Annotated in this window: 13 protein-coding genes; 4 read left to right on the top strand and 9 right to left on the bottom strand. The window is 72.1% G+C overall.

Going from position 1 to position 16,798, the window contains the following annotated elements; genetic code table 11:
• Positions 1-89 precede the first annotated feature (89 nt).
• The gene (locus tag ACWENQ_RS36220; RefSeq protein WP_449928647.1) at positions 90-824 is read left to right on the top strand and encodes an AfsR/SARP family transcriptional regulator; all 735 of its coding nucleotides are present in this window, start codon (positions 90-92) and stop codon (positions 822-824) included.
• Here the strand turns inward: ACWENQ_RS36220 and ACWENQ_RS36225 are convergent.
• The 9 genes from ACWENQ_RS36225 to ACWENQ_RS36265 form a co-directional block, all read right to left on the bottom strand.
• Entirely contained in the window at positions 821-1,750 is a 930-nt protein-coding gene (locus ACWENQ_RS36225) for a hypothetical protein (protein WP_449928645.1), read from the bottom strand. The two genes, ACWENQ_RS36220 and ACWENQ_RS36225, sit on opposite strands and share 4 nt — an antisense overlap.
• Positions 1,747-2,481, bottom strand: a complete 735-nt coding sequence (locus tag ACWENQ_RS36230) for an NADPH-dependent F420 reductase (protein ID WP_449928643.1) — start codon at positions 2,479-2,481, stop codon at positions 1,747-1,749. Before ACWENQ_RS36230 ends, ACWENQ_RS36225 begins: the two co-directional genes overlap by 4 nt.
• Positions 2,478-2,927, bottom strand: coding sequence for an acyl-CoA thioesterase (locus ACWENQ_RS36235; RefSeq protein ID WP_449928641.1), 450 nt, complete (start codon positions 2,925-2,927; stop codon positions 2,478-2,480). Before ACWENQ_RS36235 ends, ACWENQ_RS36230 begins: the two co-directional genes overlap by 4 nt.
• On the bottom strand, positions 2,894-8,422 hold the full coding sequence (locus tag ACWENQ_RS36240) for a type I polyketide synthase (protein WP_452418247.1): 5,529 nt from the start codon (positions 8,420-8,422) through the stop codon (positions 2,894-2,896). Before ACWENQ_RS36240 ends, ACWENQ_RS36235 begins: the two co-directional genes overlap by 34 nt.
• A 10-nt stretch (positions 8,423-8,432) precedes the next feature.
• On the bottom strand, positions 8,433-9,359 hold the full coding sequence (locus ACWENQ_RS36245; protein ID WP_452418249.1) for an enediyne biosynthesis protein UnbU: 927 nt from the start codon (positions 9,357-9,359) through the stop codon (positions 8,433-8,435).
• Between the two features lie 2 nt (positions 9,360-9,361).
• Positions 9,362-11,227, bottom strand: a complete 1,866-nt coding sequence (locus ACWENQ_RS36250; RefSeq protein WP_452418250.1) for an FG-GAP repeat domain-containing protein — start codon at positions 11,225-11,227, stop codon at positions 9,362-9,364.
• Complete coding sequence (locus ACWENQ_RS36255; protein ID WP_354915537.1) at positions 11,224-12,174, bottom strand: DUF1702 family protein; 951 nt, start codon at positions 12,172-12,174, stop codon at positions 11,224-11,226. The genes ACWENQ_RS36250 and ACWENQ_RS36255 overlap by 4 nt, the downstream gene beginning before the upstream one ends.
• Before the next feature lie 309 nt (positions 12,175-12,483).
• Positions 12,484-13,206 carry a helix-turn-helix transcriptional regulator gene (locus ACWENQ_RS36260; RefSeq protein ID WP_449928633.1) on the bottom strand — a complete coding sequence of 241 codons (723 nt, stop codon included), beginning with the start codon at positions 13,204-13,206 and terminating at the stop codon, positions 12,484-12,486.
• 139 nt (positions 13,207-13,345) lie between these two features.
• The gene (locus ACWENQ_RS36265; RefSeq protein ID WP_449928631.1) at positions 13,346-13,876 is read right to left on the bottom strand and encodes a class I SAM-dependent methyltransferase; all 531 of its coding nucleotides are present in this window, start codon (positions 13,874-13,876) and stop codon (positions 13,346-13,348) included.
• Positions 13,877-14,077: 201 nt separating this feature from the next.
• On the opposite strand from ACWENQ_RS36265, the gene ACWENQ_RS36270 reads away from it, so the two are divergent.
• From ACWENQ_RS36270 to ACWENQ_RS36280, 3 genes are read left to right on the top strand one after another with little or no spacing between them, the layout of a single operon-like run.
• On the top strand, positions 14,078-14,698 hold the full coding sequence (locus tag ACWENQ_RS36270; protein WP_449928629.1) for a class I SAM-dependent methyltransferase: 621 nt from the start codon (positions 14,078-14,080) through the stop codon (positions 14,696-14,698).
• A gap of 14 nt (positions 14,699-14,712) precedes the next feature.
• A complete protein-coding gene (locus ACWENQ_RS36275; protein WP_354915547.1) occupies positions 14,713-15,984 on the top strand; it encodes a cytochrome P450 in 1,272 nt (423 codons plus the stop codon).
• A gap of 3 nt (positions 15,985-15,987) precedes the next feature.
• Positions 15,988-16,770, top strand: coding sequence for an alpha/beta fold hydrolase (locus tag ACWENQ_RS36280; RefSeq protein ID WP_452418251.1), 783 nt, complete (start codon positions 15,988-15,990; stop codon positions 16,768-16,770).
• Positions 16,771-16,798 lie beyond the last annotated feature (28 nt).

Here is a 16,798-nt window from a genome sequence, read left to right on the forward strand (position 1 = left end):
GCGAAGCGAACCTTCGGTGAGCGGTCTTGTCCACGGCGGGGGCCGGCCGTACCGTCGATCCGTTCACGGGGCGGAAGGACGGTGCTCAGATGATCGAGTTCCGCGTGCTGGGCCCGGTCGCGGTGTGCCGCGACCGACTCGACATCACGCCCAGGGCGGCGCGCCTGCGCCAGGTGCTCTCCCTGCTGCTCCTCCAGGCGAACAACCAGGCCGTGCCGCTGGACGCGCTGGTGGACGAGCTCTGGGGGGAGCGCACTCCCAAGACCGCGGTGACGACCGCCCAGACCTACGTCTACCGCCTGCGCACGCTGCTGGGCCGGGCCCGCCTGGTCACCACGCCGCACGGCTACCTGCTGCGCGCCGAGGAGGACACCGTGGACGCCACGCTGTTCCACCGGCGTCTCGACGAAGGTCACCGGCTGCTCGAGGAGGGCGACAGGGAAACCGCCGCCCGCACGTTCCGGCAGGCGCTGAACCTGTGGACCGGCGCCGCCCTGGCCACCGTGGCCCAGGGGCGGGCGCTGCAGGCCCACGCGGTCTTCCTGGAGGAGAAGCGGCTGCACGCGTACGAGCTGGTCATCCAGACCGAGCTGGACCTGGGGCTGCACCGCCAACTCGTGGGCGAGTTGCGCGGGCTGGTGACGACCCACCCGCTGAACGAGTGGTTCCACGCGCAGCTCATCACGGCTCTCCACCGGTCCGGACGGCGCAGCGAGGCGCTGCTGGCCTACGAGCACCTGCGTGCCGTGCTCGACAGCGAACTGGGCGTGGACCCGTCCCCCGAAGTGGAACGGGTCCAGCGCGAGGTGCTGTCGGTCGGCTAGGACCAGGGCGCCATCGGATACCAGATGAGCTCGCGGCGGGCCAGCAGCCTGACGTCCCAGTACAGCAGGGTGAACACGCCGACCACGAGGAGCGCCGACCCGGCGACCACGGCCGCCCGGCCCGGCTTGGCGGTGAACCACCGGTGCAGCCGGCCGCCCGCGAACCCGGCCAGGGCCAGGAAGAGCACCGCGACCAGGAGGATGTTGCCGGCCGACTGCAGGACGAAGGCCAGCGCGCCGTAGAAGGGGTCGTGGCTGGCGGCGGTGTCCCGGAAGAGCTGCCGGAACAGCCCGTACGGGCGGCCGACGAGGAACCCGCCGATGAGCGCGCCCATGAGCAGGACACGGGCGTGCGGGAAGCGCGCCGAGATCCGCCGCAGCGGGTCGCGGACCACGCCCAGCGCGGCCAGCCCGAGATAGATCATCACCAGCCCGATCAGGCCGAAGGCCACCATGGACTGGACGGAGCGCGGGGAGAGCCCGGGGCCGGAGGGCGCGGTCGAGGCCTGCGGCATGCCGTCGCCCACCAGGGCGGCGATCACGCCGTAGGTGGCGGAGACCACCACCATGCCCACGACGAGCCAGCCGAGCGGGCGCAGCGCGCTGACCATCCGGCCGCGCACCCCCTCCCCTTCGCCGAACATCGGCGCGAGGGCACCGAAGACGGCCACGTTGCACGCGGTGAAGGTGCCTGCCACGCCGGTGACGAAGGCGAAGATCATCCCCGCCGCGGTGCCGGTGAAGGCGAAGTCCTGAGGGTCGCCTCCCAGGAGGGTGGTGGCGACGGTGCCGCCGATGACCTTGTCGACGAACGTCGCCGACCAGATCATGCTCAGCACGGCGCCGCCCACGACGCTCAGGACGACGACCAGGGCGCGCCGGGTGGGTACCGCGGCCGGCCGCACGGGCTGCTGGGTGACGGTCATGACATTCCTCCCTGAGCGGCGCCCGCCTCGGCGGCCGCGACCCGCAGCAAGGGCAGCCGCACGGTCTCGTCCGCGTCGGCCGAGTTCTCGATCTGCAACAGCAGCCAGCTGAGCCCCTCGATCCAGCGGCTGCTCGACAGCGCTCCGGCGTCGGCCGTGTCGAAGCCGATGCGGTGGACCAGGTCGGCCACGCAGGCCTTGGCCCACATGTCGTCACCCGCCACGGGAATGGTCAACCGCTCGTGGCCGGAGCTCAGCTCGCCGAGCCGCTTGGCGGCCACGCAGTTCAGCGCCTTCACCACGTACCCGCCGGGCATGGCCTGCGCGATGCGCTCGGCGGCGGAGATGTCGGGCCGGCCCCGGTTGTCCACCAGGCCGGGATTGGACACGTCGATGAGCACCTTGTCGTTCACCAGGCCCTGGATGCGCGGAGCGATCTCCTCGCACGTGGCGTCGACCGGCGTGGCCAGGATCACCACGTCGCCGTTGGCCACCGCCCATTCCAGCGGGCCGGCGACGGCGCCTTGGACCTGCCGCGCCAGCTGGGCGGCCGACCGGCGCACCCGGCTGGTCAGGAACAGCCGGGTGCCCTTGCCGGACAACGCCCGCGCCAGCGCCGAGCCCATCTGGCCGCAGCCGACGATGCTGATCGCGGTCTTGGTACCTGACGGCATGGCCGCGACCCGGCGCCGTGCCGTGCCCTCGCGCCATCGCAGGATCTGTGTGTTCACTGCACTCCTCCACCTACCAGCTGATCCGAATAGCGCTCGAGAGCCCGCCGCAGCCGGTCCGGAACGGCCACCGGCGTCAGCCCCCGCTCCGTGCGAAGCATGCAGGCGATCGTCTGGGATCCCCGCGCCACCAGCTGGGCGGGGTCGATGTTGACCCGGTAGTAGGCGAAGCCCATGGTGACGCGGTTCTGCTCCAGGCCGCTGAGGGTCATGCGGATGGAGACCCGGTCGAAGGCGTACAGCTCGCCGAAGTAGTCGCACGAGCACGCCAGCGTGACCAGCGCGAGGTCGTCGCCCAGCTGAGCCAGGATCTCCGGAGCGTGCTCGGCCAGGAAGCGTTCCCTGCACTCCCCCTGCCAGGCCAGGTGCCGGGCGAAGTAGACGTTGCCGACCAGGTTCGTGTCCGCGAAGGTCACGAGGTGCTCATAGGCGTAGTAAGGGCGCACTGTTCTCCTTCCATGAATGCGGTGATGGCGACCGGGTCGTCCTCCCCCTCGACCTGCACCAGGGCGGAGACCAGCAGGTCGTCGCCCGACCGCAGGACCGCCCAGCCCTGGTCGTAGACGCCCTGGATCTCCGGCGGCGCCTCGTCGTCGCGTCCGGCCCTGGCAAGGCAGTCCCGGAGGCCGCGCGTGCGGGCCAGCACGTGGCCCACCGGCTCGGCGGCCAGCCGTACCAGCTCGCGGGTCAGGCCGGGCCAGGGGTCCGCGCCGTCCGGTACGGCTCGCGCGAGCTCGGCGCCCGCCAGCATCGCGGAGTCCGGCGGCAGGACCTCGAGTGTGAGGTCCTCGCCGAGGTCCAGCTCGACGTCCGCACCGGGCAGGTGGGAGGCGAGTGCGCGGGTCAGGTAGGGCCTCAGGAGCAGCCGCGGCCAGCGGGTGAAGGCCGGCAGCGGCCCGACGTCCCGCAGCCGCAGCCCCTCCCAGGTGACGACCGGCTCTCCCGTGGCCTGGGAGACCACCACGTCGTAGGTGTAGTCGGCGCCCTGCCTGGACCGCTCGGCCGCGGCGAGCACCAGGTGGTCGCCCGCGACCGCCCGCCGGTGGACCGTCAGGCGGTCGCAGCCGACCGGCAGCAGGCGGCGGTGCGGAACGCACGCCTGGAGCACATGGATGGTGGCGTCGTTGCGCGCGTGGTCCCCCAATTCGGTGTCGCCTGCCGCACCACCGGGCGCGAGCACCGCGGTGCACGCGGTGGCCTCCAGATGCTCGTAGCCTCGCAGCAGCTGGAAGGCGGGCCCGTGGAAGAACAGCGGGCCGTACAGCCGGGCGGCCTCGTGCGGCGGCACCGGCGACCGGCGCGCCGGTACCTCCAGAACCTCGGGGATCGCCGCCTCCTGCGCGGGGCCCGCGACCCGGCAGCTGAAGTGATCGACGGCGAAGCCGGTCTCGTCGCTGAGGATCGCGACGTCGACCCCCTTGTCCTCGCGCACCTGGGCGCAGATGCGGATGGTGCGGCCCCCCTCCTCGGGGACCACGATCGGGCGGGTGAAGCGCCCGAACTCCAGGCAGGTCGCGGCCTGCCCGGTCAGCAGCCGCGCCGCCTGCGCCATGGCCTCCATGGCGCAGACCGCGGGCAGCACGCGCAGCCCGTCGATCCGGTGGTCGGCCAGGAACGCGTCCAGCTCCGCGGTGAGGACGGCTTCGGCCACCAGCTCGACACCGGGCACGTGCAGCCGCACGTGCTCCAGGTAGCGGGCCGTTCCCGGTGCGGTGTCCGCGGCGCGGTCCAGCGCGGGATGCCTGCCGGAGATCACGATCGAGGCCGGCTCCGGGCGCGTCGCCAGCACCTGGAGCAGGAACTGCACGCCGCGGGCCGCGGGCAGCGGCGTGACACCGGCCCGTTCCAGGTCGTGCAGGACGTGCAGCCGCTCCCCCATGCCCGCGCCCGACCAGGCCGTCCAGTCGAGGTTGCACACGTAGGCGGCGGGCAGGCGGGACCGCAGGGTGCGCACCAGTTCGCGCATGCGGCCGTTGGCCAGCGCGTAGTGGGCCTCGCCGTGCAGGCCGTACCTGCCGATCACCGATCCGTAGGTGATCACGACGCGTAACCGGTCGGTGTCCAGCGCGTCCAGGACCGTGCGCAGCCCGCCCACCTTGGGCGCGGCATGCTCGGCGAAGTCGGCGGCGCTCAGGTCGGTGAACCTGGCCGGGCGGTTGACGCCGCTGCTGTGCACGAGAGCCGTGATGGTGCCCAGGGCCCGCGTGGCCTGCGCGACCCCGCGGCGGACGGCGGCGGCGTCGCAGACGTCGGCCGCGATGTAGTGGAATGCCACCCCGGCCTCCCGCAGCCTTTCGAGGTTGGCGCGCAGCTCCTCGTCGTGGTCGGGGTCGCCGCGGCCGAGCAGCGCCAGCCGTACCCCTCGCGAGGCCAGCGCGAGAGCGGTCTCCAGGCCGATGCCCCGGCCGCCACCGGTGACGAGCGCCACGTCGTCGGGGCCGAGCCCGATGTGCGCGCCGGTGGCGGGCTCCAGCGGCCGGTGGGTGACGGCGAAGATCCGCGCGTCGTCGTCGACGAGCAGGTCGTCGGCCATGTCGGCGGGAGCGGCGATCACCTTGGCCAGCGCCTCGGCGGCCACCGGACAGCGGCCGGGGCAGTCGGCGCGCACCAGGCGGACGATCTGGCCGGGGTGCTCCTGGCGGAGCGTTCCCGCGAAGCCGGAGGCGGTGTCGCCCTGGTCGATGACGACCAGCGGCGTTCCGGCGGCCACGGCCTGACGGGAGGCGTCGACCAGGACGGCGATGTCCTGATCGCCGGGGTCGGCGGGCAGGAAGACCAGCACCGCGGGAGGCCCGTGCGGCGCCGTGACCAGGCGTGGCTCGACCGCGTCACGCAGCGGCGCGAGACCGTGCACCTGCCAGGCATGGGGCTCGGCGGGCGCGTCGGGCGGCTCCACGGGATGCGCCTCGGGCACGAAGAGGCGATGCCAGGGCGACAGGCCGCGCGGCACCGCAGGCTCGGCTTCCCTGGCCCCGGAGGGCAGCTCCCGCACGGTGGCCATCAGGTCGGCCACCGTGGCGTCGGCCAGAGAGGGCGGCAGCTCGGGCACCGCCCGGTCGCAGGCGTTGGCCGCGTCCACCACGAGCTGGGCCACGCGCAGCGAGTTGAGGTGGAGGTCGCCGATCAGCAGGTCGCTCTCGCTGATCGCCTCGCTCGGCAGCTCGAGCGCCGCGGCGACCAGATCGCGCACCAGCGCGTCGACGTCGCCGGCCGCGGCGTCCCCGCCGGGCTCGGCGGGGACCGGGAGCTCCCCTGTCGTCCGCTCGCACGGGTTGACCAGGAAGGACGGGTCCCGCCACAGGTCGAAGGGCCGGTGGAAGCCCGCGGCGAACATGGCGCGCAGATCGTCCACGGCGCCGACGGCATGCAGCGCGGCGGCCACCTGGCACAGTCCCTCGGCCGAGGCCGCCCCCACGTCCAGGGAGACGGCGGGCACGTCGGTGATGCCTGCGGCCAGGGTCGCCAGCCCCCTGCCCGGCCCCACCTCCACGAGCAGGTCGCAGTCGCGCGAGAGCAGCTCGACGGCCTGGCGGAACAGCACCGGACCGGTGACCTGCGCCGCCAGCGCCCGTCGCAGGTCCGTCGCGGGCGTCGCCTTGGCGCCCAGGATCGTGGAGTAGACGGGCCGGGAGATGGGCGCCATCTCCATCTCGGCCAGGTGGCTGGACAGGGGCCACTCCGCCGCGAGCATGGCCCTGGTGTGGAAGGCGTGGCTCACCTGGAGCCTGGTGCACTGCAGGCCGGCCTCGCGCGCCCTCGCCAGCACCCGTTCGAGCTCGCCGACCGGGCCGCCGACGACCTGGGAGGCGCCGTTGTCCGCCGAGATCACCAGCTCGGTGTCGTCGATCAGGCGGGCCACGGTCTCGGCCGGGGCGTGGACGGCGGCCATGCCCGTCCCCGCCTCGCCCTCCTCGCTCATCACCCGGCCGCGGAAGGTGACCAGGTCCAGGGCGTCCGGCTCGGAGAAGGCGCCGGCCCAGCACAGGGCGGTGATCTCGCCGAGGCTGTGCCCGGCCGCGGCGACGGCGGTCACCCCCAGGCGGTCCAGCCAGCGCAGGCCGGCCATGGACGCCGAGAAGATCTGGGGCTGGGCGACCGAGGTGTCCACGGGCCCGTCGCCGCGTTCCCCGGTGCCGAAGCGGACCTCGGGCAGCACGGAGGAAAGAGCGCCGGGACCGGTGGGCACCGGCGCGCCCTGTCCCGTGAACAGCAGGCCCACCCGGCCCTCGGCGATGCCGGAGACGAAGATCCCCGGAGCGGTGAGCAACCTGGCCTCGCCTGCCCCGGCCAGCATCGCGGCCGCCTGCCCCGCGCGCCTGCCCAGCTGTGCCGGATCCCGCGCCACGATGCCGGCCCGGTACCGGCGCCGGCCCGTCGAGACCGCCAGGCTCGCCGCGAGGTCGACGTGGTCGGCGAAGGACATCGCGGCGGCCACCTCGGCGGTCCTCGCCAGCGTCGCCGCCAGCTCCTCGACGGTGTCGGCGGCGAAGACGAACGCCTCGTGTCCGCGCGGACGCCCGGCCGTGCTGCGCTCGGGCGCGGTAAGGGGACGACCCACCGGCCGCATGGCGGCTTCGAGCACCACGTGGGCGTTGATGCCGCCGAACCCCATGGCGCTCACCGCCGCCCGCAGGGGCGCGTCGGGCCAGGGCTCGGCCCCGGCGACGACGCGGAGCGGGGCACCGGCCGCACGCAGCAGCTCGTGCGGCTCCTCGCAGCCGGTGGTCGGGGGGATGACCTGGCGCTGCAGCGCGGTGGCCGCCTTCAACAGCCCCGCCACCCCGGCGGCCGCCTTGGTGTGGCCGATGTTGGCCTTGATGGAGCCCAACGCGGCGGGCGGTAGCTCGCGGCCGCCGCGCTGGGCTTCCATGAGGGCGGCCAGCTCCACGCTGTCGCCGACAGCGGTGCCGGTTCCGTGTCCCTCGAACAGTGAGACGGTCTCGGGCCCCCACCCGGCGCGCCGGTAGGCCCGCTCGATCGCCAGCAGCTGCCCGCCCCGTTCGGGCCGGGTGATGCCGCCCTGACCGTCCGATGAGACGCCCCAGCCGCTGATGACCGCGACCGGGGCGCGGCCCGCGGCCAGAGCGTCGTCCAACCGCATCAGCGCGACCATCCCGCAGCCCTCGCCGGGCCAGAACCCCGTGGGCCGGGCGTCGTAGACGCGCATGGCTCCGTTCGCCAGCGCGCCGGTCCTGGCGAACCCGACCAGCTCGAAGGGGTCGAGGCTGAGGTCGACACCGCCCGCCAGGGCGAAGTCGACCTCCCCTTCGCGCAGCGCCGTACAGGCCGTGATGACCGCCAGCAGCGACGACGAGCAGGCCCCGTCCACCGTGTAGCCGCCGCCGCCCAGGTCGAAGTAGTTACAGATGCGGCCGGCGATGGTGTTGGCCAGCCCGCCGGCGAGGGTCTCGTCGGACGGCTCGGCGAAGGGCGCCTTGAAGATCTGCTCGGCCCGCGCCAGCAGGCCACGCAGGCGCGCGGGGTCCTCGGCCGCGAGCACCTCGCGCATCACGCCTTCCACGTACGGCCAGCGCAGCCGCAGGGCCGCCGCCCGGCTGAACTCCCCGGCCATGGTGTTGCCCACCACCACGCCCACGCGTCGCCGGTCCAGCCCTTCGGCCCCGCCGTACCCGGCGTCGGCCAGCGTGTCCGCGGCGACCTCGAGGGCCAGCCAGTGCGCCGGATCCGTGGCCCGGTACACCGGGCCGGGGATCCGGAAGCGGGACCGGTCGAACTCCCAGCCCTCCAGCACCGCGGCGTACCCGACATAGGTGCGGTCGGGGTCGCTGGGATCGGAGCTGCGGTAGCCCGAGCCCAGCCGGACCGTGGGGATCGGCCGGAAGGCCCGGCGGCGCGACAGGACCAGCTCCCACAGCTGCCCGGGGTCGCGGGCGTCAGGGTATCGGCAGCCCGTCCCCACGATGGCGATCGCAGAACTCATGATCAGCTCCTCAGCGGGCGACGGCGGGTTCCGGCACCAGGACCGGCTCGCCGGCGGGCGCGCTCCTGCGCCGCGAGATCGAGACGAGCGCGAGCGCGACGCCCCGGATGGCGCTCACGATGGTCAGCGCGAAGAACAGGCCGAACACGATGTGGAAGGAGACCAGCAGGCCGTAGACCGCGGCCGTCCCCGCCCCGAACGCGACCTGCCGCCAGCGGGCCACCGGCGTGGTCCCCGGGTCGGTGATCATGTAGTTGGTGTAGAGGATGAACGCCGTCCCGCTCATCACCAGCAGGGCGCTCCACGTCGAGGTGCCGTCCACGGCGGTCCTGATGAGCGCCTGCGCCGCGAAGCCGCCGACCCAGCCGAGGATGAGGGGGATCTTCCCGGTGAGCTTGGCGTTGAGCATGGTGCCCGCGGACAGGATGGCCAGCGGGATGATCCAGTCGACCGGGCCCGAGACGAACTCGGTGAAGTGGTACGGCGGCGCGATGCTGACCCAGGGGAAGGCCAGCAGCACGACGACGATCCCGAAGTTGGACGGGTTGAGCACGTGCCGGACGCTCCGCCTGCCGGTGCGGTCGATCACCATGACGCGGAAGAGGTACTTGGAGGTGATGGCGATCACCACCGCGAGCAGCACCGGTTCCAGCCGCTCGTTGGCGTACATCAGCATCGCGCAGGCCAGGGCGCTGATGTGCGCCGGCAGCAGGAAGTCCATGAGCTTGACCCAGCCGCCCAGGTACTTCGCCGGCCGCCGCCTGGCCCGCGCGTCGATCGTCTCGAGTCCGAGCTCCAGCACGTAGGCCAGCAGGATGGTGGCGATCGGGGTGACGTACGCCTGCTCGAAGCCGAGAAGGAGATGGCCGACGATGTTGAAGACCGTGATGGACAGGGCGAACCGGCGCAGGGCCGCCGTCCTGGGGTCGCGTTTCATGGTCATACCTCCGGACGGAGAACCAGTTCGTGCCAGCCCGGCTTCAGGGTGGCGTCGGTGGTGTGGCGGGTGCCGCACCCGTCACGCCAGGTCACGGTGACCGGGACCGGGGCCTTCGGGTCGGCCAGCGCGAACAGCAGCTCGGCGGCGGAGACTCCACCGTGGCCGTTGGCCGGGTAGAGCTGACCGGCGGAGATGCCCGCCGCGCCCGAGCGCAGCGTCACGCTCGCGCCGACGGCCGGGGTCGTGGCGGTCGACGAGCCGCAGCCCGCGGGCCGCTTCAGGGTCAGGCCCAGGTACGGCAGGTCGGTGGGCCTGGTGTTGCGGTAGACGTAGGAGGCGCGCCACTGGTTGGCCACGGCGAAGTCCAGCTTGCCGTCGTGGTCCACGTCGGCCAGGGCGATTCCCCTGGAGACGCCGGGGTCCGCCACGCCGAGCCGGGCGGCGATGTCGTGGAAGCGGCCGTCCCGGTCTCGCGCGAAGAAGGGATTGGGATCAGATCCCGAAATATCATCGCCCGGGATTACCTGTGGCCAGATGGTGGGATTGCTCACCACAACGTCGTTGGCCATCGCCAGCTCCTGCAGGTTCGCCCACCGGTTGTCCTCACCGGCGACGAACCCGGTGGCCTGGAGCACCTGCACGTCGCCGTCCCCGCCGAAGTCGCCGGCCTTGATGTCCCAGCCCCAGCCCGACCTCGACAGCCCGAGCGGTTCGCTGAGGTCGTCGTAGTGGGCCGTGCCGCCCGCGCCCAGCACCTCGCGCCGGGTGCTGACCCAGGCGAAGTTGCTCTCCTGGAGGGCGAACTCCTCGGTGATGTTGCTCACCACCATGTCGGGCGCGCCGTCGTCGTTGAGGTGGGTGAAGGCGACGCCCATGCCCTTGAAGGAGTCGCGCCCCAGGACCTTGGACTTGGGCGTCGTCAGGTGCCTGATGCCGCCCTGGACCTCGAAGCGGGGCCGGCCCGGCGTCGACAGGTTGCGCAGCAGGTGGTCGGCGCCGAAGTCGTTGGCGAAGTAGAGCTCGGGCAGGCCGTCGCCGTTCAGGTCCTGCGCGCCGATGGCCAGCGTCCAGCTCCTGGCCACGGCCGCGTCCAGCACGCCGGGCACGTCGGAGAACCGCGCCTCGCCCGGCTTGCCCGCGTTCAGCAGGATGCGGTTGACCCCGCCGTTGACCGAGGACGACATGGAGGTCTGCATGTGCAGCTCGTCCTGCCGGGCGGCCGGATCGAGCACCCGCGCGCCGTCGGGGAAGTAGTTGCCGATCACGATGTCGGTCCTGCCGTCGCCGTCGACGTCGGCGAGCGAGGCCGCGTTGCTGTTCCACACCTGGTACGGCTTGACCAGCTCCTGCGCGGTGAAGGCCAACGTGCTCCCGGTGCGCAGGAACAGCACCGGCGAGCGGCCCCAGTAGTAGACCATCGCGTCGGTGCTGCCGTTCTGGTCGAAGTCGCCGGTCACGCAGCCCGTCGGCGCCATCGTGGAGGTGTACGGCAGGCTGCCGGGCGTGAGCGTGACGACCGGATAGCGGTCGCCCGTGCCGGGCACCGGGCGGATCGTCACCGAGTCGTCCCGGGTGTCCACCAGGCACACGTCGTCCGGGCGCCCGTTGCCGTCCACGTCGTCCATGGCCAGACCGGCGCCGACGGAGGAGATCCAGTGGCTGATCCGCTTGTAGGCGGGCGCCACCGCCCGGACCGTTCGCCGGGTGTCGGTCGTGTTCAGCGCCGTCTGCCGGAAGGCGAAGCGGCCGGCGAGCCGGTCCTCCTCCGCGGCGGAGATGGACGGAGCCTGCGCGGCGAAGACCCCGCCGGTGATCAGCACCACCGAGCAGAAGGCGGCCGCACCCGTCCGCAGTCTTTCGATCATGTCGTCTCCTTCGCCTGGTGGGCCTCCGCCCAGGCGTGGCGGATCCGCGCACGCCACGCCTCGTAGGCGGTGGTGGAGCTGGGCAGGCTGACCACCTGCTCGAAGGCGCGGTCGGTCCACGCAGCCGCGGTGGCCAGATCCGCGCCGGTCAATCTCTCCACGGCGATCGCCGTGCCCGCGGGCTCGATGCCGGACAGGTGGTGCGCCTTGGCCGCGAAGGCGGCGCCCTGGGCGAGGTCCGCGCGGTGGCTCGCGGCCAGAGCGGCCAGGTCGTCCACGCCGTCGGCCGCCAGCGCGCCGGTGTAGGTGGCGGCCAGCCCGATCCCGGCCCACAGATCGCCCCGGCGCTCGGGGGCGAACCGCTCGATCGTCGCCGCGACGCGCTCGGGCTCGGCGGCTCCGTAGAACCACAGCGCGCGGCCCACGCCCTGGTCCCTGATCGCTCTGACCGGGCCGCGGGCCGCGCGCTCGATCCACTGCCGGCCGAAGACCGCCTCGGGCCGGAAGAACGCCTGGTGGAAGCCCCAGCCGTCCCAGGCCAGCCAGCCCAGCAGGGGATGCCAGGGGCGGGCCAGCCGCCAGACCGGCAGCCGCAGCCGGGCGTAGGCCCATCCCGCGCCGACGGTGATGAGATGGATGTAGCCCGCGCCCCGATCCTCGCGGAGGTCGCGCAGCCGCCGTCCGCCTGACAGGCTCAGGACGTCGAGCAGGCACCTGCTCATGGCCGCGCCCTCGTAGGCGAACCCACGGAACTCGGGCGTGACGCCGGACAGGTCGAGCGGGCCGGAGGACTGGGTGAGGCCGTCGTTGTAGCCGCGCACGAAGCTGCGGACCACCTCGTCGAGCCGGTCACGCACGCCGGGGGCGGCCTGGGGGAAGCCCAGCCGGGCCAGGGTGAGCCGCGCGGGATCGAGGGCGAGCGCGCGACGTAGCAGTGTCGCGGTCATGGTCTACCTCACTGGATCTAGTAGGACAGGACCCGGCCGGAAGGAGTGCGAAGATCAAGAGTTTCGAGTACCGCGGGTGCCCTTCTAGGCTTTTTCACTCTGATTTGGCGCATCGCCTGTCCCCTTTCTCATTTTTCTATATAAATCATCACCATTTTCCTCATATCAGCACGGACGACGCCTTATCTGAAGACCTAGATGGGCACCCCCCTAGGGGTAGCCATCCGGCTAGCCCAAAAGCCGCCGAACAGCGAAAATCACGCCCCCGCACATCAAGGCGGGGACGTGATGGAAAAACACGAATTTCGACTAGGCGCCGTATGCGCTCCGCAAGGCGATGGCCACCGCGAGGGTCCGGTTCGAGCAGTTGAGTTTCGCCAGAACATTGGACACCAGGCGTTTGACGCCGTGCTGTGAGATATGCAGGCGCAGCGCGATCTGTTTGTTGCCGAGCCCCTCGACCAACAGGTCGAGCACCTCACGCTCGCGCGGGGTCAGGGTGTTGATACGCGACTGCGACTGGCGGAAGTCCGCCCTGGCCCGGCTCAGCAGCCGGTTGGCCAGGAACGACGGCATCGGCACGTCGCCTGCCACCACGCCGGAGATGGCGGCGTCCAGCGCCTGGGCGGTCAGCTCGTCCTGGACGAGGAAGCCGTTGCAGGGCACCGCGGTGGCCAGGTCGAGGCCGTCCTCGTCCACCCCGGCGATCAGCACCAGCACCTTGACGTCGTGCCGGCACACCTCGGCGGCCAGCATGCACACCTCTGCCCCGTTGAGCCCGCCGAGGCCGAGGATGAGCAGGTCGAACGCCCGCTGGCGGGCCAGCTCCAGCACCTCGGCGCGGAGCGCGCACAGCCGGACGTGCCGTACCGGGGCGAGCGCGCCGAGCATGACGTTGAGGCCGTGCCTGACCAGGTCGTTGTCGACATGGACGGCCACCCGCAGGAAGCCGGCGCTCTCCCCGTGCAGGGAGTGGTGGTAGCTCGCCTGCTCCAGGACGGGGAGCCCGCTCGTGGATCCGTTCACCTTCACAGCCATCCCCTCCAGAGGTTCGACCGGGATCGGCCATGTCCGCGACGCTACGCGGCGAACGGGCTCCTTCAACGCATCCGGACCGAAGGTCGGACCGCGGGACCGAAAGAGGCAGCCCGCCGTACAACCTTCGGACCACTCAGTCGCGCGGGCGGGCCACGATGCACACCAGGGCGGCCGAGGTGGAGGTGACGTCGGTCACGGGGGTGGCCGCGAACCCGTGCGCCTCGACGGCGGGGACCACCTTGTCGACGATCTCCCTGGCGCGTCCCGCGCCGGGCGGCTCCCAGCACAGGTGCAGGCTGCCGCCGGGAGCCAGCCAGCGGCGCAGCGCGGTCAGCTCCCTGGCCGGGGAGCGCGTCCAGAACAGGTTGACGTTGACCGAGAAGATCTTGTCGAAGGAGCCGTCGTCGAACGCGGCCTCCTCGAGTCCCATGACCTCGAAGCTCGCCCTGCCCGCCGCGACGCTCACGTCGTTGCGCTGCCTGGCCGCCTCGATCGCCACCCGCGACCGGTCGATGGCGGCGAAGGTGCCCTCCTTGAGCCGGTCGAGGACGAGCGCGGCGGCGACGCCGCGGCCGCATCCGATCTCCAGCACACGATCCGAAGGCGCGAGCTCCAGCGTCTCCACCGCCCACGACAAACGCTCAGGTACCGCTTTTTCAGCCATGGTGACAACGTATCCCGCCACATACGGAATCTGGCGGAGATCGAAAAGAATCTGTCAGCAGCAAGAAACGCCCCCAGCTCACGTCCTTCCCTTTCCTATAGAAAGGAGCAAAAAGGGCATTTCTGGAGGAGAGTCGTCATGTCGGAGACAGTAGCCGCCGATTTCGAAACCCTCTACCGGGGTGCGTCTCCGGTGCCGGGGATGGAATTCGACACGGTCCCGTGGGACATCGGGGAACCACAACCGGTGGTCGTCGAGTTCGAGGGCAGGGGGCAGGTCAGCGGCGACGTGCTCGACGTCGGATGCGGCGCGGGCGACAACGCGATCTTCCTCGCCGCCCGCGGATACCGGGTGACGGGCGTGGACATCGCGCCCACCGCGATCGAGTGGGCACGGCAGCGCTCGCGCGACCGCGGCGCCGAGGTGGAGTACGCCGTCGCCGACGTCACCGACCTGCGCGGTTACGACTGCCGCTTCGACACGATCATCGACAGCGGCGTCTTCGACTGCCTCGACGCCGAGCAGCGCGACCGCTACGCCGCCGAGCTCCACCGCGCCGCCAGGCCCGGCGCCAAGCTGTTGGTCGTCTGCTTCTCCGACGCGGTGACCGTCGAGGTCCCGGGCGTCTTCACGATCTCCGAGCAGGACTTCCGCACCACCCTGGGCGGCGCGGGCTGGACCATCACCGCGCTGCGCGTGGACACCTTCCTGGTCACCGCGACGGCCACCGGATTCTTCCGGTCCGCCGGGCTCAACCTCGACACCGACGATCGCGGACGGGGGCGGCTGCCCGCCTGGGCCGTCGAAGCCGTCCGCGGCTGACCCGGAGACAACCGATGACGACACAGCTGACCGACACCGACTCCCCCGTTCCCGCCACCGGCCTGGACTGCCTCGACCCCACCTACCAGCGCGACCCCTATCCCTTCTACCACTGGCTGCTCCGCCACGACCCGGTCCACCGCGGCAAGGACGGCACCTGGTACGTCACCCGCTACGAGGACGTGCGCACGGCCATGAGCGACAAGCGCTTCGCCTGCGCCAACGTCCGCGACCACTGGGAGGAGATGGTCGGCCCCGGCGCGCTCAAGGAGGTCATGCGGGACACGATCTTCTTCGAGGACGACCCGCAGCACGGGTTCCTGCGCTCCCTCATCAGCCCGGCCTTCAAGCCCAAGCGCATGCGGGCGATGGAGCCGCAGATCCGCCGCGTGGTCGACGAGCTGCTCGAGCCGCTGGTCCGGCGCGGCGAGATGGACCTGGTGAAGGACTTCGCCGCGCCGCTCGCGCTGATCTTCATCTGCGAGCTGCTCGGCGTGCCTGAGGAAGGCCACGAGAAGGTGCGCGTCTGGTCGCTGGACATCGCCCCGACCCTGGATCTCGTCCCGACCGAGGAGGAGATCAGGATCGGCCACATCGCCATGGGCCAGTTCAGCGACTACCTGGCCCAGCTGATCGCCGAACGGCCCGACCGGGCCGGCGAGGACCTCATCGGCGTCATGCTGGAGGCCCTGGAGGAGGGCAGGGGCGGCGGCGACCGGCCGCTCACGCTGAGCGCCATCATCAGCACGATCATCTCGGTGGTCTTCGCCGGGCACGACACGGTGACCAACCAGATCTCCAACAGCATCCTGGCCTTCATCCACCATCCCGAGCAGATCCGGCTGCTCAGGCAGGACCCGGACCGCATGGCCGACGCGGTCAGCGAGTGCCTGCGCTACGACTCGGCCGTGCAGTCCAACAGCCGCAGGCTCACCGAGGACGTCGAGCTCGGCGGCGTCACGCTGCCCGCCGGCGACTTCGTCGTGGCCCTCATGGGCGCCGCCAACCGCGACCCCGCGGAGTTCCCCGACCCCGACCGCTTCGACATCACCCGCACCGGCGTGCAGCCGATGTCTTTCGGTGCGGGCATGCGCTACTGCCTGGGCGCCATCCTGGGCCGGCTGGAGATCGCCGCCGCCCTGGAGCGCCTCATCTGGCTGGACGACCTGCGCGTGACGATCCCCGAGGAGCAGTTCGTCTACCAGCGCAGCTCGATGTTCCGCGGCCTGGCCAGCCTGCCCGTCGCCTTCACCCCCGTCACCGACTACCCGCCCAGGAGGAAGTAGCCCATGCCCACGGTCACTGTGGCCGACGCCGACGTGCACTACGCGCTCACCGGCTCCGGCCCTGGCCTGATCATGCTGCACGGCACGCAGGCGGGCGCCGAGGCCAGCTGGGGCCACGTGGTCGGCGGCTTCGCCGACCGCCGTACCGTCGTCACGCCCGACCTGAGCGGCAGCGGCAGGACCACGGACGGCGGCGCGCCGCTGACCGTCGAGGGCCTGGCCGACCAGGTCGTGGCGGTCGCCCGGACGGCCGCGCCCGGTCCGGTGGATCTGGTGGGCGCCTCGCTGGGCGCGGTGGTGGCCGCCGCCACCGCCGCGCACCACCCCGACCTGGTCAGGAGCCTCGTGCTCATCGCCGGCTGGGCGCACGGGGACGACGTACGGCACCGGCTGAACTTCGGGCTCTGGCGCGATCTGGCGCGGACCGACTTCGACCTGTTCAGCAGGTTCGGCATGCTGCAGGGCTTCACCCCCGGCTACCTCAGCGCGCTCAGCGACGAGGGGCTGAACGCCGTGCTGGCCGCCAACCAGCCCGCTCCCGGCCTGGCCCGCCAGATCGAGCTGGACCTCCAGGCCGACATCCGGGACCTGCTGCCCAAGATCTCCGCTCGCACGCTGGTGATCGGGCTGACCCGGGACGAGATCGTCCCGGTGGAACGCTCGCGGGAGCTGCGGGCCGCCATTCCCGGTAGCGCCTACGCCGAGGTCGACAGCGGCCACTTCGCGATCTTCGAGAAGACGGCCGAGATGGTCGGCCTGATCCGCTCCTTCCTGCTGACCGGCTGAACCGTCGAGGGGAGGACGAGGTCTCCTC

It is taken from the genome of Nonomuraea sp. NPDC004354, assembly GCF_053602555.1.